Annotated in this window: 20 protein-coding genes and 1 pseudogene; 6 read left to right on the top strand and 15 right to left on the bottom strand. The window is 45.1% G+C overall.

Features of this window, described 5'->3' with window-relative positions; translation table 11 throughout:
* Nucleotides 1-59: 59 nt before the first annotated feature.
* The 4 genes from ABI430_02510 to ABI430_02495 all read right to left on the bottom strand — a co-directional run bounded on the left by ABI430_02510 (nt 60) and on the right by ABI430_02495 (nt 3,032).
* Complete coding sequence (locus ABI430_02510) at nt 60-992, bottom strand: PfkB family carbohydrate kinase (protein ID MEO8637748.1); 933 nt, start codon at nt 990-992, stop codon at nt 60-62.
* 108 nt (nt 993-1,100) lie between these two features.
* Nucleotides 1,101-2,360 (bottom strand): adenosylhomocysteinase, encoded by a 1,260-nt coding sequence (gene ahcY, locus ABI430_02505; GenBank protein ID MEO8637747.1) that lies wholly within the window; start codon nt 2,358-2,360, stop codon nt 1,101-1,103.
* A gap of 33 nt (nt 2,361-2,393) precedes the next feature.
* Entirely contained in the window at nt 2,394-2,798 is a 405-nt protein-coding gene (locus ABI430_02500) for a type II toxin-antitoxin system death-on-curing family toxin (protein MEO8637746.1), read from the bottom strand.
* Between the two features lie 3 nt (nt 2,799-2,801).
* Nucleotides 2,802-3,032: an AbrB/MazE/SpoVT family DNA-binding domain-containing protein gene (locus ABI430_02495; GenBank protein MEO8637745.1), complete on the bottom strand. Its 231-nt coding sequence runs from the start codon at nt 3,030-3,032 to the stop codon at nt 2,802-2,804.
* 163 nt (nt 3,033-3,195) lie between these two features.
* Here ABI430_02495 and ABI430_02490 point away from each other — a divergent pair, with 163 nt between their 5' ends.
* The gene (locus ABI430_02490; GenBank protein MEO8637744.1) at nt 3,196-3,825 is read left to right on the top strand and encodes a hypothetical protein; all 630 of its coding nucleotides are present in this window, start codon (nt 3,196-3,198) and stop codon (nt 3,823-3,825) included.
* A 98-nt stretch (nt 3,826-3,923) separates the two neighbouring features.
* Nucleotides 3,924-5,321, top strand: a complete 1,398-nt coding sequence (locus ABI430_02485; protein ID MEO8637743.1) for a hypothetical protein — start codon at nt 3,924-3,926, stop codon at nt 5,319-5,321.
* A gap of 58 nt (nt 5,322-5,379) precedes the next feature.
* Here the strand turns inward: ABI430_02485 and ABI430_02480 are convergent.
* Nucleotides 5,380-5,643 (bottom strand): annotated as a pseudogene (locus ABI430_02480) (PEP-utilizing enzyme).
* A gap of 1,202 nt (nt 5,644-6,845) precedes the next feature.
* Nucleotides 6,846-9,506: a PEP/pyruvate-binding domain-containing protein gene (locus ABI430_02475; protein MEO8637742.1), complete on the bottom strand. Its 2,661-nt coding sequence runs from the start codon at nt 9,504-9,506 to the stop codon at nt 6,846-6,848.
* Nucleotides 9,507-9,728: 222 nt separating this feature from the next.
* Between ABI430_02475 and ABI430_02470 the strand changes: the two genes are divergently transcribed.
* Together ABI430_02470 and ABI430_02465 are read left to right on the top strand one after the other, a co-directional pair.
* The gene (locus tag ABI430_02470) at nt 9,729-10,514 is read left to right on the top strand and encodes a hypothetical protein (GenBank protein ID MEO8637741.1); all 786 of its coding nucleotides are present in this window, start codon (nt 9,729-9,731) and stop codon (nt 10,512-10,514) included.
* A 23-nt stretch (nt 10,515-10,537) separates the two neighbouring features.
* On the top strand, nt 10,538-11,566 hold the full coding sequence (locus ABI430_02465; GenBank protein MEO8637740.1) for a hypothetical protein: 1,029 nt from the start codon (nt 10,538-10,540) through the stop codon (nt 11,564-11,566).
* A 76-nt stretch (nt 11,567-11,642) separates the two neighbouring features.
* Here ABI430_02465 and ABI430_02460 read toward each other — a convergent pair whose 3' ends face one another.
* The 9 genes from ABI430_02460 to ABI430_02420 form a co-directional block, all read right to left on the bottom strand.
* A complete protein-coding gene (locus ABI430_02460) occupies nt 11,643-11,939 on the bottom strand; it encodes a hypothetical protein (GenBank protein ID MEO8637739.1) in 297 nt (98 codons plus the stop codon).
* 116 nt (nt 11,940-12,055) lie between these two features.
* Nucleotides 12,056-12,472, bottom strand: coding sequence for a hypothetical protein (locus ABI430_02455; GenBank protein ID MEO8637738.1), 417 nt, complete (start codon nt 12,470-12,472; stop codon nt 12,056-12,058).
* Nucleotides 12,473-12,559: 87 nt separating this feature from the next.
* Nucleotides 12,560-13,045, bottom strand: a complete 486-nt coding sequence (locus ABI430_02450; protein MEO8637737.1) for a pilin — start codon at nt 13,043-13,045, stop codon at nt 12,560-12,562.
* A gap of 4 nt (nt 13,046-13,049) precedes the next feature.
* The gene (locus tag ABI430_02445) at nt 13,050-13,496 is read right to left on the bottom strand and encodes a pilin (protein ID MEO8637736.1); all 447 of its coding nucleotides are present in this window, start codon (nt 13,494-13,496) and stop codon (nt 13,050-13,052) included.
* 133 nt (nt 13,497-13,629) lie between these two features.
* Entirely contained in the window at nt 13,630-14,931 is a 1,302-nt protein-coding gene (locus tag ABI430_02440) for an extracellular solute-binding protein (protein MEO8637735.1), read from the bottom strand.
* Between the two features lie 177 nt (nt 14,932-15,108).
* A complete protein-coding gene (locus ABI430_02435; protein ID MEO8637734.1) occupies nt 15,109-15,636 on the bottom strand; it encodes a methyltransferase domain-containing protein in 528 nt (175 codons plus the stop codon).
* Between the two features lie 102 nt (nt 15,637-15,738).
* Complete coding sequence (gene gyrA, locus ABI430_02430) at nt 15,739-18,207, bottom strand: DNA gyrase subunit A (GenBank protein MEO8637733.1); 2,469 nt, start codon at nt 18,205-18,207, stop codon at nt 15,739-15,741.
* A 123-nt stretch (nt 18,208-18,330) separates the two neighbouring features.
* The gene (locus ABI430_02425; GenBank protein MEO8637732.1) at nt 18,331-18,576 is read right to left on the bottom strand and encodes a hypothetical protein; all 246 of its coding nucleotides are present in this window, start codon (nt 18,574-18,576) and stop codon (nt 18,331-18,333) included.
* Nucleotides 18,577-18,603: 27 nt separating this feature from the next.
* Entirely contained in the window at nt 18,604-19,236 is a 633-nt protein-coding gene (locus ABI430_02420; GenBank protein MEO8637731.1) for an MBL fold metallo-hydrolase, read from the bottom strand.
* Between the two features lie 135 nt (nt 19,237-19,371).
* Here ABI430_02420 and ABI430_02415 point away from each other — a divergent pair, with 135 nt between their 5' ends.
* Together ABI430_02415 and ABI430_02410 are read left to right on the top strand one after the other, a co-directional pair.
* Nucleotides 19,372-19,707, top strand: a complete 336-nt coding sequence (locus ABI430_02415; protein ID MEO8637730.1) for a hypothetical protein — start codon at nt 19,372-19,374, stop codon at nt 19,705-19,707.
* 236 nt (nt 19,708-19,943) lie between these two features.
* A complete protein-coding gene (locus tag ABI430_02410; GenBank protein ID MEO8637729.1) occupies nt 19,944-21,281 on the top strand; it encodes a S1 RNA-binding domain-containing protein in 1,338 nt (445 codons plus the stop codon).
* The last annotated feature ends 63 nt before the right edge of the window (nt 21,282-21,344 follow it).

Below are 21,344 nucleotides of genomic sequence, written 5' to 3'. Positions count from 1 at the left end.
CTTTTTATATTTAATTGAAAAGGAATAATATCACTTTTTCGGCTAAAAATATTTCGAATTTACTTATATCCCTGTGCTCCCCTTTTTTCAATACATCTTGTTGCCACTTTCGCTCCACTAATCGCCGACTCACGAAGTGAGAGCCCTTGTGAGAGTCCGAATAAAAGTCCGGCTCGGTATGCGTCTCCAGCGCCCGTCGGGTCAACCATTTTTTTCGGTTTGAAGACGGGGATGAGAGAGGGTTCTTTTCCATCTTGAAATATGATGCTCCCCCTTTCTCCCTTTGTTTCAATCACTACTTTGCCCTCGCGAAGAGTTTCTTCAAGCGCAAAACCAAAATGGTTTTTCGCGTGCAAAATTTCAATATCGTTTGAAATAAAAATATCGGCTATTTTTAGCGCCTGGGCAAATTGCGATTTGTGATAGAGCGCCATCAAGCTCTGCCCCGGGTCAAAAATCATCCTCGCCTTTTTGTTGAGCTCGCGAAATTCCTTCATATGCATCAGGGTACTCTCCGGCGTCCCGGGAGAAAAAATAGCTACCTCCACTTCTTTGAGTTCATCTGAATTGATTGTCGCTTCAAGATGAGTTTTACCGATGTGCTCACCGTATGCGTTCGGTTGCCACACACCAACTTGCTCTCCTAGAGTATCCGTCATTCCATAGTACACTCCCGTCCACCCTTCGGAAATAATCTTCACTTTTACATCTACTCCAACCTTGCGGAGATGTTTTTCATAATCCTGCGCGAAATCTTTCCCCGCAACTGAAAAAAGTAAAGGTTTTGCCCCCAAAATCCCCAGCCCATAACTGATGTTCCCTGCCGTGCCTCCAAAAAACTGCTCTTTGCCCTTCGCGGTAAACATGAGATTCTGCTTCCCCGCTTTTCCTCCTTCGACACTTACCTGCTCCCGTATCGCACTCGTCAATTCAAAAATCACGTCAAACGCCACCGACCCAACCACCAGAATTTTATTTTCCTTTTTTTCCATTCTTTTTTTTAAGTCGAAAATTTTACAATAGCTCGGCTATTGTAAAATTTTCGACATGATTTTTCTGGCAGAAAAATCACCTAACAGCTAACACCTAACAGCTAACAGCTATTCCGTCCCTTCTTCCCAGCTCTCCAAATACTTTTTTTGTTTCGCGGTGAGAGCATCGATTTTTACGCCAAGAGCCTCCAGTTTAAGACCGGCAATTTTATCATCAACATCTCGAGGAATGACATGCACGTTTTTAGCAAGTTTGTCGGCATTTTTCAAAATATATTCCGCGCCGAGCGCCTGATTCGCAAAGCTCATGTCCATCACCGAGGCGGGATGACCTTCGGCAGATGCCAAATTCACGAGTCGCCCTTCGGAAAGTAAGTACACTCGTCTCCCGTCGGACAAAACGTATTCCACAACATTCGGTTTGAGAACGGTTTTTTTGCGCGTAAGCTTTTCCAAATCTTTTATATTTATTTCGTTATTAAAATGCCCGGAGTTTGCGACAACGCACCCATCCTTGATAACCTTGAAGACTTCTCCATTTACCACATCGATATCCCCCGTCAAAGTGACGATAAAATCCGCCTCCTTTGCCGCCTCTCGAATTGGCATCACTCGAAAGCCCTCCATGTGCGCCTCAAGCGCTTTCACTCCGTCTATTTCCGTCACGATGACACTTGCTCCGAGTCCGCGGGCTCGCATTGCCACCCCTTTTCCGCACCATCCATACCCCGCAACAACAAACGTAGACCCCGCGATAAGGCGATTCGTTGCCCGTATGATGCCGTCAATTGTGCTTTGGCCTGTGCCGTAGCGATTGTCAAACATGTGCTTCGTTTTTGCGTCATTCACGGCAAGAACAGGAAACGCAAGTTTGCCTTCTTTGGCAAGAGCCCGAAGGCGGATGACTCCGGTCGTCGTTTCTTCCGTGCCTCCCTTCATATTCTTTATAAGTTCGCGCCTGCCTTTATGAAGTTCGCTCACAAGGTCCGCTCCGTCATCCATGGTGATGTGGGGCACGAGGTCGAGCGCGGAATTCACGTGCTTAAAATAGGTTTCGTTGTTCTCGCCGTGAGTGGCAAAAACAGAAATTTTCTCGTGATGAACAAGCGAGGCCGCAACATCATCCTGCGTTGAAAGGGGATTTGAAGCGCAGAGCGTAACCTCCGCTCCGCCGGCCTTAAGAGCTATCATCAGGTTCGCCGTCTCCGAAGTCACATGAAGACACGCCGCGACACGCACGCCCTTTAACGGTTTTTCTTTCTGAAATCTTTTTTTAATCTGCCTCAAAACGGGCATGTCTCTTTCCGCCCAATCAATTCGCCTTTTGCCTTCCTCCGCAAGTCCGATGTCTTTTATATCGTATTTCATATCCACAAAGTATATAGGGAAATTCAACACACTTCAACTTTTCTTCCTCCTCAAAATTTTCCGTGAATGTTTTTCGAACCATTTGGCAATCACTTGTAAATCATTCTTTTTTATGACACATTCAATTACAAACTCCTCAAGATTTTCGTCAGTCGTTGCTAAATCATATCCGTTTAGGAACAGAAATCGCGCACCGAGGGCAATAGCTGTTCGCTTGTTGCCATCAACAAACGGATGGTGATATGCCGAAACCTCAAAATACACTGCGGACTTCAGGAACAATGTCGGGTACAAATCCTCCCCGCCAAATTGCTGCTTTGGCCTCTCAATCATTGAAGCGATTCGAGAAATATCTCGAACACCATGCAAACCACCTGTCGCATCAACAATTCTCGCATGAATAATAAGAACTTCCTCAGAAGTCAGATAACGGATCATGAATTATTTATTTGCCAACGCTTTTAACGCCTTGCTGTATCTATGAATGAACAAATCCGTCCATTCAACAACTTCCGACTGTGGAGAATCACCCACTTCAATTACTACTTTCCTTTTTTTTGGATCAACGTCCACACGCACATCGTCTCCGATTTTGAGACCAAGTTCCTTAAGTGATTTTTTAGGTATCGTGATACCCGCTGAACTTCCAATTTGTATAACTTTTTGAGTCATAGTTATTCTATATTAGTGTGTAACATGCCTATTATAATAATATACTAATGAATGTCAATATAAATAGAAGTTGACTTATGTATAGTGTAATTGTATAATGCGACTCAGTACAAATCGGTAAAACCAAAAACACGGCCAGTGGTGGCCAAACGAAAGGACAGTTGTGGAAGATAATAAAACTGTGGCGTTCTGCGGAAGTGGGAGCGGGAAGAAAGGAGAAGTCGTGTACGGGGCCATGTCAGAAACGGCGGCAATCCTCGCTATGAGGGGAATTCACATTTATACCGGTGCTTATGGGGGCTCCGGAATGGAGGCGCCGGCATTGGGAGCGACGGAAGCTGGCGGAACATGCACCGGCTTCACATTGTGGGGGATGCCCGGAAATGACTTCCTCACGAAGCAAGTGAATTGCGACACTCTTCAGCAGTTCCTCCTCAGTCGTAAAAATGCCATAAACTCGAACACGAAGCTATCTGATGAAGTCGCATTCGGGGCGCGTCTCGGGCATCTCTTGGAGGCGGACGATTTCGTATTCGGAGCCGAAGGAAGCCAGGGTACGGGAGTTGAGTTCCTCACCTACGTCAACCTGATGGCAAAACGCTGGCTCAAAAATGGGATTGAAAAGCGTGCCGCGCTTCTCTGTCCCCCAGACTCAAAAGGACCGTGGGGAGAGACAATGCTCTCCACTTTTCGAGGATGGGGATGGCTTCCCCAGGAAGTCGAACCTTTCATCCGGGTCGTCGAAACTCCTCTTAGGGCCGCCGACTGGGTCATGAGAAGCTTTCATCAATAGTCACAGGAGCCGAACGCGCGTTCGGTTCTTTTTTTATTTGACAAAGCAGTGCGTTCTCGGACATAATTATTCTTACCTCGGCCAACATAGCCGCACCCATGCTTAAAACGTACCAAATCGACGAAACCGACATTCCCCTCCTCGAATACAACAATATTTTCGTGGGCAATTTGACGTGGATCAAGCGAGGAATTGTAAACGATACCGCGACGTACGACCTCGTTGTTCGAGAACTTGCTTCCCCATGGAGCTTTTATGTGATGAACGGTCTTGAGCGGTTTATCGACATTCTCACTCACTATAGATTCGACGAAGAAGGAATTAGGATTATGAAGGAGATAGGCCTCATTGATTCTCCAGAGGTCGAAAAGTATTACCGCAATTTCAAATTCACAGGGAGCGTTTTCGCCATGCTCGATGGCACAATCTTTTTTCCAGGAGAGCCGATTATCCGCATTACCGCTCCGCTCGGAGAAGCTAATATTCTGACTGCTTTTATGATGAACGTTTTGAGCTATCCCGTAAGACTACTCACGAAAATGACGAGGGTCAAAATGGCAACCGGAAATGATAAATACATGTCCGGAACGGTTGTCCGCCTGCCCGGCTTTGAGCAGGGACTCTGGAACATTCGAGAGGCCTATATTTTGGGCAGTCCGCAATATACTCCCCTTTTTTATAAAAAATTTCCTCAATACAAACCTTCGGGGAAAATTGGGGCAAACATTAATCACGCATTCATTAAATCATTCGGCTCCGAGCGTGAAGCTTTTCGATATTTTTTCGACAACATTCTAAAAAAATGTGATTCGGTATTTGTCATGATTGACACCTATGAGATTGAAAATGGCCTGAAGATTTTTATTGAGGAGGCGAGAAAAGTCACCGATTTCGGCATGGCAAAACTTATGATTACTATTGACTCGGGTGACATAGAAAAGCGGGCGAGATGGGCAAGAAATAAATTGGACAAGGCGGGACTAAAAAAAATAGGCATACAGGTTATGAGCAACTTGGACGAGTACATTGTGGACAAAATGGTAAAAAGAAAGACGCCGATTGATCTCTACTTCTGCGGAACGGCAGTTGGAAATGTTATCGACAGTCCTAAACTTGAAGCAGTTTACAAAATGGCTGAGCTCACGCATCAAAACGGAGAAATTGAGCTCAAGGCAAAACTTACAAAGGGAAAAGAAAGTTACCCGGGAAGGAAGCAGGTTTTCAGAACGTACAAGCAAGGCAAGATGGCCGGAGACATTATCGGATTAGAAAATGAAAATCTTGGGGAGGCATTATTGAAAGAAGTGGTAAGCAAGGGCAAAGCCCTGATAAAAATAGATAATCTCGATGAAATCAAAGTAAGACTTGAGAGCGAGCTTAGAAAACTTCCCGATGCCTTCAAGAATCTGCATATACAAAAAAAATATAAGGTCACAGCGAGTAAGGAACTTCTCAAACTCGTTGACGTAGTCAAGCAAATTCATTTAAACAAATAGTTGGTCCCAAAAAACATCCTTACATACTAGAGTATGTAAGGATTTATTTAATTATTCTAACAATTCCATTATCGGCATCTACCTCGATCATGTCGCCGTCTTTCAAAACCTTCGTCGCGATTTTTGTGCCTATGATACAGGGCTTCTTCAGCTCTCTTGCAACAATTGCAGCATGACAGGTAATTCCTCCAAGATCGGTAACTATTGCTCGGGCCATTTTCATTGCAGGGACAATGTCTGGATTTGTCATATGTGAGACAAGAATATTTCCGTGGTGAATTTTTCCAAGTTCAGTAATAAGATTTATGACTTTCACGCGCCCTTGTACTTTTCCATTATATGCGCTCTGTCCTCTTAGCGTATTGTTCCCTTCATCTGACAACTTATGTTCAATCTCTTTGAATTTCATTCTTGCTCTCACTTTTCTTGCTTCATCACCAAAGAAATACTCCGTATGGCCTTTGCCGTCAGTGATATGAAGGCTGTACTTCATCCGCTCAAGAGTAACTTGTGAGAAATCCTTCTTTTCAATTAAGACTCTTCGGAAATCATCATGTCCAAGAAATCTTATCTGCTCAAGTGACAATCCAGCCCTCTTGCCGATTTCACTGTAGACACCCTCCATCGCATAGTAGCCAAAAAATTGAGAATATTTACTGTAAAGACGGGCGTAGTTCGAATCACGAACAATTTTAAAAACTCGTTTGTGAACTGAATTAATTTTGTACTCTCTCTGAATTTCCAACTGCTTCTTCTTTAGTGAAGTAAATTCCTGCTTGATATTTTTTATCACTTTTCTTGGATCTTCCGACATTATTTTCTCCAGTTCTTTCGTAAAATATTGAAGATCGAGAATTTTCCCTTGCAAACCATATTCAAGCCATTCAGATTTTCGAGCGTGAATCCCCAATGCGATATTTCTTTTTTTTCTATTATTAATTAGGCCAATTTTCGCCAAATTCATTCTTTCCTCACTCCAAAGACTTGGCTTGGCTACTGCAATAAGCATCTGAAATGCCTCAGAAAAAGAGGTCTTCGCATTTACCTGAATTTTCTGCAGACTCAAATATTTCATGAGATACTCAGTTACGATGTTATCTGGGGTCTCAAGCATCCACATCATTCCACGGGGTTCGTGAACAGCTATCTGCCATCCATTAAACTCATCCACTATATTAGCGAGTTTTTCATCAGATAATTTTGTCGAGTCTCTCAAAAGAGTCTTTCGGCCAAAATCAAAAAGTTTGTTTGAATTATTCACATTTAATAGATGGACGTCGTCCCACAAAATTGGTTTTTTCAGCAACAGACCAAAATTAAACTTATTGGCCTCATCGGTCTCGCCTTTCAAAGCAAAAAGGTTACAGGCAGAATTAATATACTCCGCCCCTAGATATCTTGGAGTTTTAAATCCCCATTTTGGCCCAAGAATAGGATATGCCTCCCACGTGGCCGTTACAAAGAGATAATTTGCATAATCTTCTCTTTCAAATAAATGCCATTCTTTTTTGTATGGTATTTTCATTATTTCTTTTTTTGAATTCTTCTTACTATACCGTCATCGGCCTTGACCTCTATTTCGTCTCCATCTTTAAAAACTTGTGTTGCCACTTTGATGCCTGTTACACAAGGAGTCCCGAGCTCTCGCGCAACAATTGCCGCGTGGCATGTGATTCCCCCATCTTCAGTAACAATGGCGGAAGCTTTCTTCATCGCGGGAACAAGCGAAGGAAATGTCGTGTGAGAAACCATGATATCTCCCTGGTTCATTTTATGCATTTCATCGGGTTTATTAACAATTTTTACCATCCCCTTTGCGTATCCGGCACAAGCGCAGGTACCTTTGAATGAATCGGCTCCGGACTCAAAGACCTCCTTTTTAATTTTTTTCAGTTTCATGAATTCATCCGCTTTTTCTCCCGAGAGAACGACAAGCTTTCCGTCTTTCAAAATAATGACTGCATGTTTTTTCCGCCTTTCGATTTCCTTCTTATCCGCTTTCCTGTTTTTCATCAATAAATCTCTAATCTCCGTATGTAGGAGTAAATGGGTCTCAAGAATGCTCAAGCCTAGTCGTTTGCTTATTTCTCTGAATATTTTTTCCAATACAAAAAAGCCGAAATAAGAGGAATCCTTCCTATATCCCTTAAGAAATGTGATATCCGCGGCAAGCTCATAGATCCTTTGTAAATCTTTTGGAATTGTGAGTTCTTTTATAAGCTCTCTTTTTTTTGATTTGATTTCTTTCGGTCGATTTCTTAGCTTCTCGATTGTTTTCTTGACATCAAGATTTTCCCGGATAAGACCCGCCCAGACGGCAAGATAATAATCCACTCCGTACGCGGGTCCCATGTATCCAAACGGAATCCATTGCCATTTCTCATGATGATTGGAAATGGCATTTTTCATGGATGCTTGAAGCTCCTCGGGTATTTTTGAATAATCCTTGAGATTTCGGAAAATTGCTTTTACCTTTTTATCGGCGTTGATCTTTTCTAAAATTCCAAGCGATTCGAGCTCTTCCTGAAGTCCCGAGCTCGGTGCCTCTGGTGTGGTCAGCGTTGTGAAGACTTCCGCGGGGTTCAGTTTTGAGTTATTCAATGTGACCAAAGCTTTCGTTTTTTCAAGCACCGAGTTTGCGAACGTGCCTCCGTGGGAATCAACATACCAAGTGCTCCCAAGAGAATGCTGATGAGCTTTCTCCTGCCAGACGATAAGATCGATGAAGAGTTTTGATAATTGCCCATTGGTCAGAGCTTTAAAGTTTTTTGAAAAACATTTTTTGGCATATGCCACGTACTTGTCGTTAATAACGTATGACTCTTTATGATTTTTTTGGATTTTTTGAGGACGAGAGTAGATGAGATTCATGAGGCGATCTATAATTTCTCGAATTTGATTTTCTGGGTAGAAACCCGCAACTGCAATGCCCTTGCAATCAATAAAACAGTCGCTAATAACAAGAGGAGATTTTTTTCCAAAAATAATCCTCTGAAAGTCCCACATACCAAATTCCAAAAAGGCAGAAACAAGCTCGTAACCGCAGGCGTCCGCAGAGAAATTTTCCACCCACACTGCCTCCTTCGTCTCGCCTTTTTTCTCCGCCTTTGAATCGGGAGTTTTCGGTTTAGGGGCGAGAGTCGTAATCGGGCGGGACTGGGTGATGTAGAATTTGCCGAGTGCGAACGCCCATTCGATGTCGCAGGGGAAGCCATAGTGTTTTTCTATTTTGAGGACAAGCTCGGAAAGCTCGAGAATTTGTTTGTCCGAAAGTTTTTGTAAGCCACCTTTTTCTTTTGGAATATCAAGCCACTCGTTTTGGGCATGGCTACCAAGCTTCACTTTACTTGGATAAAGTGAAGCTCGGAATAAACCGCGCTCTTGGGTCGAGATGTTTTTGTCGATGATGCGGCGGGGATTTTTTTCGACGACGTAGGAATCGGGTGTTATTTGGCCGGAAACGATTGCTTCACCGAGTCCAAGACCAGCCTCAATAATGAGCTGATTGTAGTCTTGGGTTACCGGGTGCACTGAAAAAGCAATGCCAGACACTTCCGACTCAACCATCTTCTGTATTACCACAGCTACTGAAACCTTTTCTAGTTTCGTATGAATCCGTGTGTTGTTCCGCGTTTGATCCGTGCCACGATTCTTATCGTGAAGCTCGAAACGATAAAAAATCGCGCGCGGTGTAAAAAGTGATGCCCAGCAGTGCTGGACCTTTTCGAGAACGTTTTTCTCCGTCGTATTCAGGTAGCTGTCCAACTGCCCCGCCCATGCCGCTTCCGTGGAGTCTTCGGCGGTCGCCGATGAACGCACGGCGACAAACTTGGCGCCTAATTTTTTGAATGACGATTTAATTTCCTTCGCAATGTCCTCTGGCATCTTCGCGCCTTTTACTAGCGCCTGAATCTTCTCCGACGCCGAATCCACCGTATGAATTTCCCTATGTTGAACTGTGTGAAGAATAGTATCGATTTCAACATTCAAATCTGTCTCCTCCAGGAATCTCTCAAACGCATTTGCGAGCAAAACAAAGCCGGGTGGAACCGGATTATACCAGCTTGCTTGTCCCGTCGTAGCTTTAGCGAAGACGGATGTCATTTCACCCAGCGATGCCCCCTTTCCCCCAGCGATGGCAGAATCATTTTTGTTGATTTTACTAAAGTCCTTAAGAATTTTCATACCTAAAAATTACCACAGTTTCAAAAAAAAAGACAGTGAGACGGGTTTTTTATGGCTTAAAACATGGAGTTTCTTGCTAGCTTGAAAGCACCCATTTGTATTGACATTAGGGGCTTTCTATGCTATACTCTACACTAGCAAGTTCATCAAGGAAAGTCAGCGCACATCGCGCCGATTCGATCTTTGACAACTTAATTACGGAAAACAAACTGGGACAAAATTATGGCAGACAAAACCAAACCAACACCTACAGATGGCGGTAAAGCCGAAGCAAAGGGCGTAATTCAACGCATCTTTGCGAATTTCAAGAGTCTCATCCCGGAATCAGCTTGGAATGAGATAGTCTCAATTCTGGACCCGATTTTCGACGAGTCCGCTGAAGCAGTCGCCGACAGACTAAAAAAACGGTTGCCGAAGGATAGCTGGCTGAAAAGCTGGGTATGCGGATCGGTGATCGGTGTCATTTCGGCAACAATCGAAGATGCGGCACAGAAGTTTGGTGAACCGACGAAAGTCGCTTTGCAGAAAGCTTCTGACTGGATCAAAACTTTTGGTCGGCGCCTCCGGGGAAAAGATTCCGAGACGCCAGCAACCCCTAAAGTGACGGAACGTGATTCAAAAGCTCTTGAAGCATTCGTGGAATCCAAGAAGAAGTTTCTGGAAAGCGCACGGATGAGGATGGAAACTGCCCCATCGGCTGAGAAGTCGAAGGTTGCATCCGACATTCTGATAGAGCGGGACCTGTTCGCAAAAGTCGAAAAGGTCCTCTTGGAGGGGCCGGAACCGATACCCGAAGCCCCAAAACCACCCGGTAAGCCTTTCATGGAGCATGTTAAGACTGCCCTGGACGGCGTCGGAGAAGCTCTCGAGCCAGTCAACGATGCCATTGAAGAAATGGTTGTCAAATGCGAGAAGGCACAAGCAGACAAGGCGGCTACGGAGCCACCTAAGAAGCCCGATTGGGTCGGGCAAATTGGTCGGAGTATCCTGAAAGGGATTTTCCCGTAAACTTCGAAAAACGAAAGGTAAGTATGAAAAAAATATTGAGATTAGTGTTCCTCGGTCACAGAATTGGGAAACTTGTTGCAAAACCCGTTTCCAGAGTAGTAGTCGGTTACGCAGACGGCGTCTGGAGACAGTTCTTCTTCGCAGTCTTTCTTCCAATCCCATTCATCGTCTTTGCCACAACGGCGGGACAGGGATGGCTATGGATCAATGCTTGCGCGGGGCTATGGAGCGCATTCTACTTCGTCCGGTTCTTCATCCTGTTAAGTCCTGTGGGGATACCCGCGGTCCACTTCATGAGGAAGAAAGAGACGTTGACGGAAGGACAAACAGCTACAAGGTCGCGGGACCTGTATGCCAACTTGGCGATAGGAGTTCTGCTGTGGCAGACACTAGCCTCCTTGTTCCTGAGCATCGTCCCAGTGCGAAATAATCCAAGTGCATTGCCATTGTTTCTTCTGGTACTGCTGTTCCTAGTTCTACTGGGACTGTACCAGGTGAAGAACAAGTGGATTGGAACTCCTCTGTTTGTTCTTGCCCTCGTCGTTGCGTTCGTCAACCTCGTCTCGTTCTACAATCCAAAGGTAACTGCGGATGAACGAGGAGTGAATTGGGTCGCGTCAAACACCGCAAGTGCGGTGACGAACATCGTTAGCGGAGCGAAATCCGCGACGAAGGCAGTCGGGTCATGGGCGTCTCGAACAGCGAGTTCGACGACAGCGACTCAGACGGCTCCGAGCACACCGATTCAACGGGGCGAGCGACTACTCAACCCCGGAATGAATCGTTTCGAAGTGAGGGAGGGAGCAAACGTCTTTACCCTCACATCGGCAGATCAGGTAGCGTGGGTAAACATGCCCGCCTACCGCGCAAACCAAGACATCCAACTGGAAGAAGGTTGTGTCATGGTTACGGGAAAGTCATTCGACAATCCAGTCGTATATCGGACCCCAGGTCGACTAGGACCTTTTGGGACGAACGACTGGTTAAAATTCACTTCTGCGGATCCCACAAGACCCGCGAAGGTAGTCATCGAGCTCACCCGAGTGTGGTGACAAACAGCCCTTTAAGGGCGGGCGAGAGTTGGATAATATCCTCCTCTCGCCTTTTTTCTTTTCGAAAAGCCAAACTTCATTGACCGGAATGCTCAAAGAAGATAACCTCTGAAGGTGGGGGGATTCCAAAAATATCAGATTGAAAAAGTTTTATGATTCCCCAGACCGACACCATGAGAAAAAGTGATATCACCCCCCAGGTGAGAATTCTCCGCCCTTCCGATTTGCTCTCCTCCGAGTCTGAATGAAAAATGTATACTAACCCTCTCCACATGAAATAAAGAAGGCCGAGAGAAAAAGCTATTGGGAGCAACAGCTTCAAATTAAAATCAATGAAAAGCTGGATGACGTCTTGAATGGAGTTTAAGTGCATGGAGGCAAGTGTAAAGTGGAAAGTAAAAGTGACAAAATTCCTATTCTGTCATCCTCGCGAATGCGAGGATCCAGATCAACCTAGATTCCCGCCTTCGCGTGAATGACAAGGAATCACTAATAATTGATAAAATTGGTTTGGGGCAGGAGGGGTATACCGTAATCGAGACCTAAGCCGGTGGTAAGTGCAAACAGGACCCCCCAGATTGATACCATAAAAAACAATCCGATGAGTCCCCATTTCATAATCATTTTCCCATCAGCCACTTTTTCCTCATTGCCTGAAGCGTAAATAAACTTTGACAATCCCCAAATGAAAGCCAGAAATGCGCTTGAAGCGGCAAAGACCGTTGTGAGAGAAATAATCTCCATCGAAATGCAGACGAAATCTTTGAAGTTATTAGGTGGCTTAGGACATGTGGCTCCCAAATACCTTCCCCATTGTGCTTCAGCGGTAAAAGGCAAAACCGAGGAACCTACAAAGAAAAGAAGCATGAGGAGTACGGCTGATTTTTTAAGGATTGTTTTTGTCATTGAAGTGAACGTGTCATTCTAGTGAAAGCGAGAATCTAGGGTTAATCGAGATACCCGTCTACACGGGGATGACAGAATCTGATTTAGTTATCTGTTGGGGATTGCCTGTGGTGTGACGGTAATTTGCTCGATTGTATTTTTGATGGCGGTCGAAATCACCCAAGACCCAAGAAGAATTGCCGCGCCGATGAGAGTGTACGTAATGGCTTTTTTGGCTTTACTCACCTTCTCTTCGTTTCCAGCTGAAACGACCAAGAGATACCCAGAATAAATAATGAAGAAAACGACAATCACCCCACCTATCGGTAGAACAACGTTATTTATTACGAGTTCGATGAGATTATAAAGACTACAGCCTCCTTTAAGCGGATTGGAAATGCCCGTCCCAGTAGTGAGACCGTTGCAATCTGAGCTTCCTGAAGTGTTAGAAGGAGTATTACTCCCCGACGTGTTAGAAGGAAAATTTCCCCCCGAAGTATTTGACGGTGGAAGAGCGGAAGCAACAGAAGTAAAGGCAAAGATAGAGACGACTATTAAACCTGTCGATATCAATTTTTTAAAAGTTTTCCTCATAAAGCTATTTTAACAACGTATAATCAGAAGAATTGAGCAATAAACCTGTAGTAATAGTATACACGATAAGCCACGCGCCGAGAACGAAGAGAAATCCCCAGAGCACTTTGCCGAAAATCGCCTTACCTTGAGTTACCCTTTCTTCTGACCCTCCTGAAGTGACTATGAGGAATCCCGCCCAGGCAAAAGCGATGGCGCAGAGAGGAATTGAAAGCAGGATGAGATAGTTGATGAGGTTTTGAACGAGCTGAACAAAGGAGTCGAAAGTGCATTCCTTAGTGACACCGTCGCAAGGAATCAGACATTTTGAGTCACCTCCCATAAAACAAACAACATTGGGGTCAAATTGGGCATGGGCAAGGGACAACGGAGATAAAAAGAAAATCCCGAAAGCAAAGAGAAAAATCATTTTCTTATACATACTATTTTCTGTTTTTTTTACTTGTTGCATTTTGATTTTTTTAGTCTGGATCCCCGCCTCCGCGGGGATGACATAAAACGTAGTCGCTGTGCTCGGTATTTTTCCTAGATCCCACCACCGCGGGGATGACGCAAAATATACTCGATGCACTCGGTATTTTGCGTCACTCTATCAAACTATCCAGATTCTGCGACGCGCGAGAAATGGCTTCGGAAATTCGAAGCTTGCCGGATGAAATTGACTCGACTAAATCTTTGAAAATTAACGACGTTTCCGCCACATTCGGGTCAAGCCAGCCCCGAGACATTATGGCTGAATCGTAAAAAACTTTAAGATCCGCGTTTCCCGGGTTCTCGCTCAACATATCGCGTCGGGGCGGAGCAACATTCTCTCTGGCAACCCAAGGGACAAGGAACTTTTTGTCAGCGAGAGCGTAGACAGAGCCAAATGTTCCCGCAATATCTTTTGCGGATTTTAATACTGCAAACGCGTACATCCTTCCAAACGTTACCTTAATCTTCGCATCCTTCGGTTGTGGCACGGGAGCAACGTCAAAGTTGAGGTTGGGATTTTTCGCGCGCAGGTCGGATAGCTCACTTCCAAACCCGAAGTAGAGCGCTAAATCCCCTGCAAGAAACAGCTTCTTCGATTCGGGCATCGAACGATTCCAAGAATAAGATACTTTTGACGGATTGGAAAATTCTGTATAAAAAGTCAGCACCGACTCGGAGGCGGAGGAAAGAAACGTGGAACTATTGAGAGAGCTTTTTAACTTGCCATTATCTATTTTTGTTATGGGATTGCCTGCCTGCAGAAAGAGCATGGAGAGAATATCTTTTGCGTTTGTCACATTGACAAATTCGCCGAAGGCGACCGCGCTTCTCAAAATGTTGTTGTTCCTGTCCTTCTCCGTAAGTTTTTCCGTCAATCCAAAAAATTCGGTCCACAGTCGCGGAGGCGAAGCGAGCGCATTCCCGCCAAATGTGTCCCTGTTCCAGTACATCACCATCGGGTCGATAAAGAAAGGGAGTCCGAGTATGCCCGTGTCGTCCACAAAGAGCTCGGATTCATCTATGTAGTCGTCTTTGAAGTCGCGGAGCGAAAAGTTCTCAAACGGAATAGGAAAAATTTTGTCCTTATGCCTCAACAACATACCCTGGTCCAAAATGATGGCGTCGGGACCGACTCCGGAGGCCAACGCCTCTATGAAGTCATGGTCAAAACTGTCTTCGCCCTTTTGCACGTACGTTACATTGAGTGCTCCTTCCTTCTTTGTTCTCGCCTGATTGACTTCAGAATATACACTATCAAAGGCTTCCTTTGATATGGTGCCCCAGATTGTTACGGGTGAAAAAACGACACCGGACGTGCCCCGAACTTTAGAAAACACAATCACTCCAATCACGATGCACGCCGCGAAAACTCCGATGAGAACAATTTGAAATGTGTTTGTTTTGGTACCCATCGGGATTGAGAAGTGGTTACTATTATTTATTCCTTCTTATTATAACGCATTCACATTAAAAACGTATAGCTTGTTTGAATGTGTAACGTGTAGCGTGTAACTTGTAACGTAAAAGGAAAAAGAAAATTGCATTTTCAGACGTCGTGCGTTACACGCTACATGTTACATTCTTCCGCGTTACAGTTTTCGGAAAACGAGGCCGTAGTGGTGCGCGCCGGCTTGTATGCCTCGCTCAAACGCCAAACCTTCGGACAGAAAGAGTTCCTTGGCTTTCGCTTCCGTGACAACGTGTTCCCTTTGCGGACCCATGCCTCCAAAAGAATCCGCCCAGTCAACCACCAGCACTCTTCCGTTCGTCTTCACAATCCGCTTGATTTCCTTGGCAAATGTTTTCTTGTCCTCAACCTGAAACAAAATATTTGACACGAATACAAAATCGACAAATGCGTCCTTGACTCGAGTCCCGCCCGGCTTTTCCGCGTTGCCCCAAATGACTTCAATATTATGGAGGTGCTCCGCTACCGCGTGCGACTTGAGCCTCGCGAGCAAATCCTTTTGCACGTCAATGGCGTATACCTTTCCCTTATCGCCCACAATTTTTGCGGCCTCCAGCGAATAATGGCCGGAGCCCGAGCCCACGTCTGCAACAACCATCCCCGGGTCGAGATTTAATTGCTCAATGTTGTGTTTGGGGTCGGAGAACATGGGTAGCTTGAAGCTGTTAGCTGTTAGGTTCTAGCTTTAAGAAATTAATTTGTTCATCTGTATTATAGAAAAGCTAATAGCTAAAAGCTAGTAGCTAAAAGCTTACAAGCTGACTGCGCTTGCCAGATTGTCGCCTTCGCGGAGCTTCATGATTCGAACGCCTTGCGTCTGACGCCCGAGAAGAGGCACTTCGTGAATGGCGACGCGGATGACCTGACTCTTTTTTGATATCGCCACCAGCTCTTCGGTCTCGTTGGGCACCACCACTTTTGAGCTGATGAGCTTACCGGTTTTTGCGGTCACTTTCGCCGTTTTAATTCCCGAACCTCCTCGATTTTGCGTCTTGTATTCGGACAAATCGGTTTTCTTTCCATATCCATTTTCGGAAATAACAAGAAACGCGGGTTCTTTGTAGTCTTTCTTTATGACATCGGCTCCGATGAGAGAATCCCCTTTTTTAAGCTTGATGGCGCGGACTCCGCCAGCTCCTCTTCCCATTACCCGAATATCGGATTCTTTGAACCTGATTGACTGACCGAGCGAAGTCGCCACAATTGCGTCGTCGCCTTTTTCCACAAAATTTACCGACTTAAGTTCATCCCCGTCTGATAGACCGATTGCGATAAGTCCCGAACGGCGGACATCGTAAAAACTCTCCCCAAGCACTTTTTTGCCGATACCTCCCTTGGTGAGCATGAGAAGTGAGAGGCCCGATTTCTTGACCTCTTTTGGCATGGGCAGGATGGAGGTGATTTTCTCTTCCGCGGTAAGTGAAAGAAAATTCATTATTGATTTCCCTTTTGTGGCGCGCTTGCCTTCGGGAATATCATACATTTTTATCTGATACGCCTTGCCTTTGTCGGTGAAAAAAAGTAGGTCGCTGTGGGTATTCGTTGTCAGAAAATGAGTGACAAAATCCTCTTCCTTCGTGTCGAGGTCCACCACCCCCACGCCTCCGCGCTTCTGCCTTTTGTACTCGGTTGGCTCTGTCCTTTTGATATAGCCTCCCGCGGTTAGCACGAGCACGGACTCGGTGTCGGGAATAACGTCTTCGGGTGAAAAATCTTTTGGACTTGATTTTATCACCTTGGTCTTCCTGTCGTCCGAATATTTTTCTTTTATTTCTTTGAGCTCGCGAGCTATCACTTCGCGGATTTTCTTCACGGAGCCAAGCAACTCTTTCAAAGACCCGATGAGGGCCTGCGTTACCATAAGTTCATCCTCGATTTTTTTGCGCTCAAGGCCGGCGAGCTTCTGAAGACGCATTTCGAGAATAGCCGTCGCCTGAATGTCCGAGAATTTGAATTCTTTTTTCAAATCTGCATGAGCTTCCTGCACATCTTTTGCCGCACGTATCAACTTTACGATTCTGTCAATGTGGTCGAGAGCTTTCTTAAGCCCGAGAAGAATATGCTCCCGCTCCAGAGCTTTTTTCAAATCAAATTCAGTCCGCTTACGCACCACCACTTCCCGATGGATAATAAATTCTTCAAGAATCGATTTCAGAGAAAGGGTTTGAGGAACGCCCGCGACCAATGCCACCACGTTGAAATGAAATGTTTCTTCGAGTTGAGAATGTTCGTAGAGGTAGTTCAGCACGTTCTGGGGATACGCTCCGTTTTTAAGGTCAATGACAATCCGCATGTCGGCAGTCGACTCGTCGCGGAGCCCCTTTATGCCCTCGATTTTTTTCTCCCGAACCAAGTCCGCAATGTGCATGATGAGGTCGGCTTTGTTCACACGGTACGGAATCGAGGTGATAATTATTGAGGAGGAACTGCCCGAATTTTCGACAATTTCAGCTTCGCCTCTTACCACTACTCCGCCCCGGCCATTCGCGTACGCATGATGAATATCTTTCTGTCCATAAATAATGCCTCCTGTCGGAAAATCAGGACCTTTCACATGTTGAAGAAGGTCTTCCAGAGTAGCGTCTTTGTCCTCAATCAAAGCTAAGGTCGCGTCCACCACTTCGCCCAAGTTGTGCGGTGGAATGTTGGTTGCCATTCCGACAGCAATACCGAGAGTGCCGTTTAAAAGCAGATTGGGCACTGCCGCCGGAAGCACCGTAGGCTCTTTTCGAGTGTTGTCGTAGTTACTTCTCCATTCTACCGTTTCTTTTTCGATATCCCTCAGGAGCTCGCTCGCAATTTTTGACATTTTCGCTTCCGTATATCGCATGGCAGCTGCAGAGTCCCCGTCGACATTACCAAAATTTCCTTGACCAGACACAAGAGGGTATCTCATAGCAAAGTCCTGTGCCATCTTTACCATCGCGTCATATACCGACACGTCTCCGTGAGGATGGTAGTTACCGAGAACGTCTCCGACCACCACGGCTGATTTTCGAAATTTTGCCGAAGCAGTGAGGCCTTTTTCGTGCATGGCAAACAAGATGCGCCTATGCACAGGTTTCAATCCGTCTCGAACATCGGGAAGCGCCCGCGAGGTGATGACCGACATGGCATAGTCGAGGTAGGACTCACGCATCTCGGCGGTGATGCTCCGAGAGATGATGCTCTGGCGCGGGAGTAGCGGTTCTGCGTCTTTTGTTTTTTGTTTGTCTTTCATTTTTTGAATATACTAATATACTAATTGACACCGATATACAAATGAAAACGAATGAGAAATGAAGAGAGTTTCTTTAATTATTAGTATCCATTAGTATATTTCTTCATTCGTATATTGGTATGTTTAATCTTGCGTTTTGCCACCTAAATCCTTGAAGCTGTCCTGAAAAGCGCCGACAACACCCGCCACATTACTCTGTAAATTCTTAAAAGGCGTCACATCCGCATAAGAACTTTGCGAAACGCGGGAGGGCAAAGCTGCCATCCAGAAAAGAAATATTGCAAAGGTTATCAGACTCGAAAGCCCAAGAGCAATTCTTTTTCGCGTTTTCTTCGGCTTCGCTTTTAAATTTTCTATCAGGGTAGACATAAATTCAGTTATTCAATTATTGGGCTCTTATGCTTGCGGCGCAAGCACCACTATCTCCCCTTCCTTTCCCTCCAAATCTTTCTTCTTTATCGTAAGTTTGTCCTGTGGCTCCGCTTTCTCCTCTCCACCTTCTTTCAGAAATTTCTTTAAGACATCGCCTTTCTCATCATAGAGCATTGGAATGATAATCTTAGGTTCCAAATTGACGGCAATTTTATACGAAGCGCTCGGCTCGAGCGTTCCCTGCCCCCCGATGGGCGTAAAAAGAATATCGATGTCATCAAGACTCTCCATCGTTTCTTTGTCAATCTCTCCCCCAAGCGCCCCAAGAAAGCATAAACTGATTCCATCGAGTGAGAGAAGATAAATCGTATTGATTTTGCCTTTGCTTCCGCCATAGTGTGACACCGACTTGAATCCTTTTATGAAAATTCCTTTGATTTCATACTCGCCCGGGCCGCTAATTTCAAAAGGTTTTTTTTCGCCGAATCCGAGCGTCTCGAAGCCATTAAAATCTTTGTCGTTCAATGAGACGAGGGCTACGTCTGCTCCAAAACGCGATTGCTTAAATTTAGATTCCTTCGAAATAGGATTGAAGGCAATCACGGTCTCGCCGAATTGCACTTTGAAAAACTCCGCTCCGAGATACGTGATAATCATGCATAAAGTATAACAGATACTAAAAGAAATTTCCAATTACTAATTTCTAATTTCCAAAGAAAGGTTGGGAGATAGGAAATTGACTAGTGAGAAAAGCAGGAGTACTGTAAATATGGCTTTGAAAAAAATTGAATTATGAACACACCCAATTCGACCTCTTCGACCACACACCTTCAGAATGACCCAGAAGCCCTTGACAGATGGAATGATTACCTGTACTCGCAAGAACGAGAGGAGCGAGAGCGATACTGTGAGATGATTGAGAAGTATCTGATTCCAATCTGCATCGGCCTCATTTTTGCTACTTTTTTTTCCTTCGCTATTCTAGTGGGAGTACTGTATGCAATTGCATACGTAATTTACTTGCTCTTTAAACTTTCTCCATGGATTGCAGTGGTAACGATAGGTGCCATTGCTCTACTCCTTTGGTTCCTCAAGCGGGAAGGAGATAAGTTGTTTCTCCATCACTGAATATCACCCGGACACAAGTGTCCGGTCTTTTTTTGTGTCATCTTTACCTCGTAGTAGATTTTGGCATCATCCGCTTTGGGCGGAATAGGAGGACCATGCCAAAATTCACTAACGGGGTTTACATTTCAACTCAAATCTGTATACTTTCCTCATTAATTTAATAGCAAACGAAGAAGATAAACCTACCGCTTCCTGCCCACTCTTGATCGCGGGAGACCTTCCTCGTTCTGTAAAACATGGCATTTTTTAGACTAAGAAAAACTCCCAAAAAAGAATCGGAAGAGGAAGCAAAAAAAGAGACGAAAGAGGCGGTGGAACCGAAAAAAGAAGAGAAAGAACCTGAAACAATTCCGATAACTGCCCTTATCCCGAAAGAAGAAATAAAAAAAGAGGAAAAAGTAGCTCAAAAGGTCGCAAAAAAAGACGCCCCTATTCATGGCACAAAGTCTTCTGTAGCAACTTCCGCGACGCAACCGACATCGCCTTCGACAGCACCCGGAACTCCTGCCAAGAAGGAAAGCATGATGACCTCCATCATCGAGAACACCAAGACTCCCCCCTCGGTGGGAGATATCGTGGAAGGTAAAGTTATATCAAATGATAAGTCTGGCGTATACATCGATCTTTCTCCCATAGGAACTGGAATTATCTTTGGGCGAGAATATATAAACGCTCGGGACATCATCAAGAAGGTTCTTGTCGGCGACACCATTGCGGCCAAAGTTGTCGACACGGAGAACAAGGACGGTTATATCGAACTTTCTCTCAAGGAAGCTCGCCAGGCCCTCATTTGGAACGAAGCCGAAGACGCAATCAGAGAAAAACAGGTGCTCGAGCTTCCCGTCAAGGAGGCAAACAAGGGCGGGCTCATTATCGAGTGGCAGGGCATATCGGGCTTTCTGCCGGCATCACAGTTGAAGAGCGACCACTACCCGCGCGTGGCTGACGGCGACAAGGACAAAATTCTCGATGAACTGCGAAAGCTTGTCGGGCAGAAAATTTCTGTTTCCATTATTTCCGCCTCTCCAAAAGAAGGCAAGCTCATCTTCTCGGAAAAGAATCGCGAAGAAAAAGACAAGGAGAAAATTATCGAACACTATACCGTCGGCGATGAAATCCAGGGGGAAATTACCGGCGTGGTGGATTTCGGTGTGTTCGTAAAAATCGAGGAAGGACTCGAAGGATTGGTGCATATTTCCGAGATAGATTGGTCCCTTGTTGAAGATCCGAAAGCGCTCTTCAAAGTCCGGGATAAAGTGAAGGTCAAAATCATAGAAATCAAAGAGGGCAAAATTTCCCTATCAATCAAGGCGCTCAAAGAAAACCCATGGGTTGCGGCTTCGAATAAATTTAAAAAGGGAGACGTGGTTTCGGGCGTGGTTATTAAATTCAACCGCCACGGCGCCCTGGCCTCGATTGAAGAAGGCATCGCCGGTTTGGTGCATATTTCGGAGTTTGGGAGCGAAGAGAAGCTTCGAGAAAAGCTCGAGCTCGGAAAATCATATACATTCAAAATCACTCTTTTCGACACCAAGGAGCAAAAAATGGCGCTTTCGTTTGTGGAGCAGAAGTAGGTATTAGCTATTAGCTGTTAGCTGTTAGCTTTTAGCTTCAAGAAAACAAAAACTCCGGAGAAG

The sequence above is a fragment of the Candidatus Taylorbacteria bacterium genome (assembly GCA_039934295.1).
GTDB lineage: Bacteria > Patescibacteriota > Minisyncoccia > Phycocordibacterales > HO2-43-120 > HO2-43-120.
This window is presented reverse-complemented; position numbering and strand designations above follow the sequence as displayed.

Excerpts from the sequence above, each read along its gene's own strand:
- ABI430_02465 (MEO8637740.1), top strand. The coding sequence starts at position 10,538 with ATGAAAAAAATATTGAGATTAGTGTTCCTCGGTCACAGAATTGGGAAA.
- ABI430_02485 (MEO8637743.1), top strand. The coding sequence starts at position 3,924 with ATGCTTAAAACGTACCAAATCGACGAAACCGACATTCCCCTCCTCGAA.
- ABI430_02510 (MEO8637748.1), bottom strand. The coding sequence starts at position 992 with ATGGAAAAAAAGGAAAATAAAATTCTGGTGGTTGGGTCGGTGGCGTTT.
- ABI430_02470 (MEO8637741.1), top strand. The coding sequence starts at position 9,729 with ATGGCAGACAAAACCAAACCAACACCTACAGATGGCGGTAAAGCCGAA.
- ABI430_02440 (MEO8637735.1), bottom strand. The coding sequence starts at position 14,931 with ATGGGTACCAAAACAAACACATTTCAAATTGTTCTCATCGGAGTTTTC.
- ABI430_02420 (MEO8637731.1), bottom strand. The coding sequence starts at position 19,236 with ATGATTATCACGTATCTCGGAGCGGAGTTTTTCAAAGTGCAATTCGGC.
- ABI430_02450 (MEO8637737.1), bottom strand. The coding sequence starts at position 13,045 with ATGAGGAAAACTTTTAAAAAATTGATATCGACAGGTTTAATAGTCGTC.
- ABI430_02495 (MEO8637745.1), bottom strand. The coding sequence starts at position 3,032 with ATGACTCAAAAAGTTATACAAATTGGAAGTTCAGCGGGTATCACGATA.
- ABI430_02435 (MEO8637734.1), bottom strand. The coding sequence starts at position 15,636 with ATGTTCTCCGACCCCAAACACAACATTGAGCAATTAAATCTCGACCCG.
- ABI430_02455 (MEO8637738.1), bottom strand. The coding sequence starts at position 12,472 with ATGACAAAAACAATCCTTAAAAAATCAGCCGTACTCCTCATGCTTCTT.
- ABI430_02460 (MEO8637739.1), bottom strand. The coding sequence starts at position 11,939 with ATGCACTTAAACTCCATTCAAGACGTCATCCAGCTTTTCATTGATTTT.
- gyrA (MEO8637733.1), bottom strand. The coding sequence starts at position 18,207 with ATGAAAGACAAACAAAAAACAAAAGACGCAGAACCGCTACTCCCGCGC.
- ABI430_02475 (MEO8637742.1), bottom strand. The coding sequence starts at position 9,506 with ATGAAAATTCTTAAGGACTTTAGTAAAATCAACAAAAATGATTCTGCC.
- ABI430_02415 (MEO8637730.1), top strand. The coding sequence starts at position 19,372 with ATGAACACACCCAATTCGACCTCTTCGACCACACACCTTCAGAATGAC.
- ABI430_02425 (MEO8637732.1), bottom strand. The coding sequence starts at position 18,576 with ATGTCTACCCTGATAGAAAATTTAAAAGCGAAGCCGAAGAAAACGCGA.
- ABI430_02445 (MEO8637736.1), bottom strand. The coding sequence starts at position 13,496 with ATGCAACAAGTAAAAAAAACAGAAAATAGTATGTATAAGAAAATGATT.
- ahcY (MEO8637747.1), bottom strand. The coding sequence starts at position 2,360 with ATGAAATACGATATAAAAGACATCGGACTTGCGGAGGAAGGCAAAAGG.
- ABI430_02500 (MEO8637746.1), bottom strand. The coding sequence starts at position 2,798 with ATGATCCGTTATCTGACTTCTGAGGAAGTTCTTATTATTCATGCGAGA.
- ABI430_02410 (MEO8637729.1), top strand. The coding sequence starts at position 19,944 with ATGGCATTTTTTAGACTAAGAAAAACTCCCAAAAAAGAATCGGAAGAG.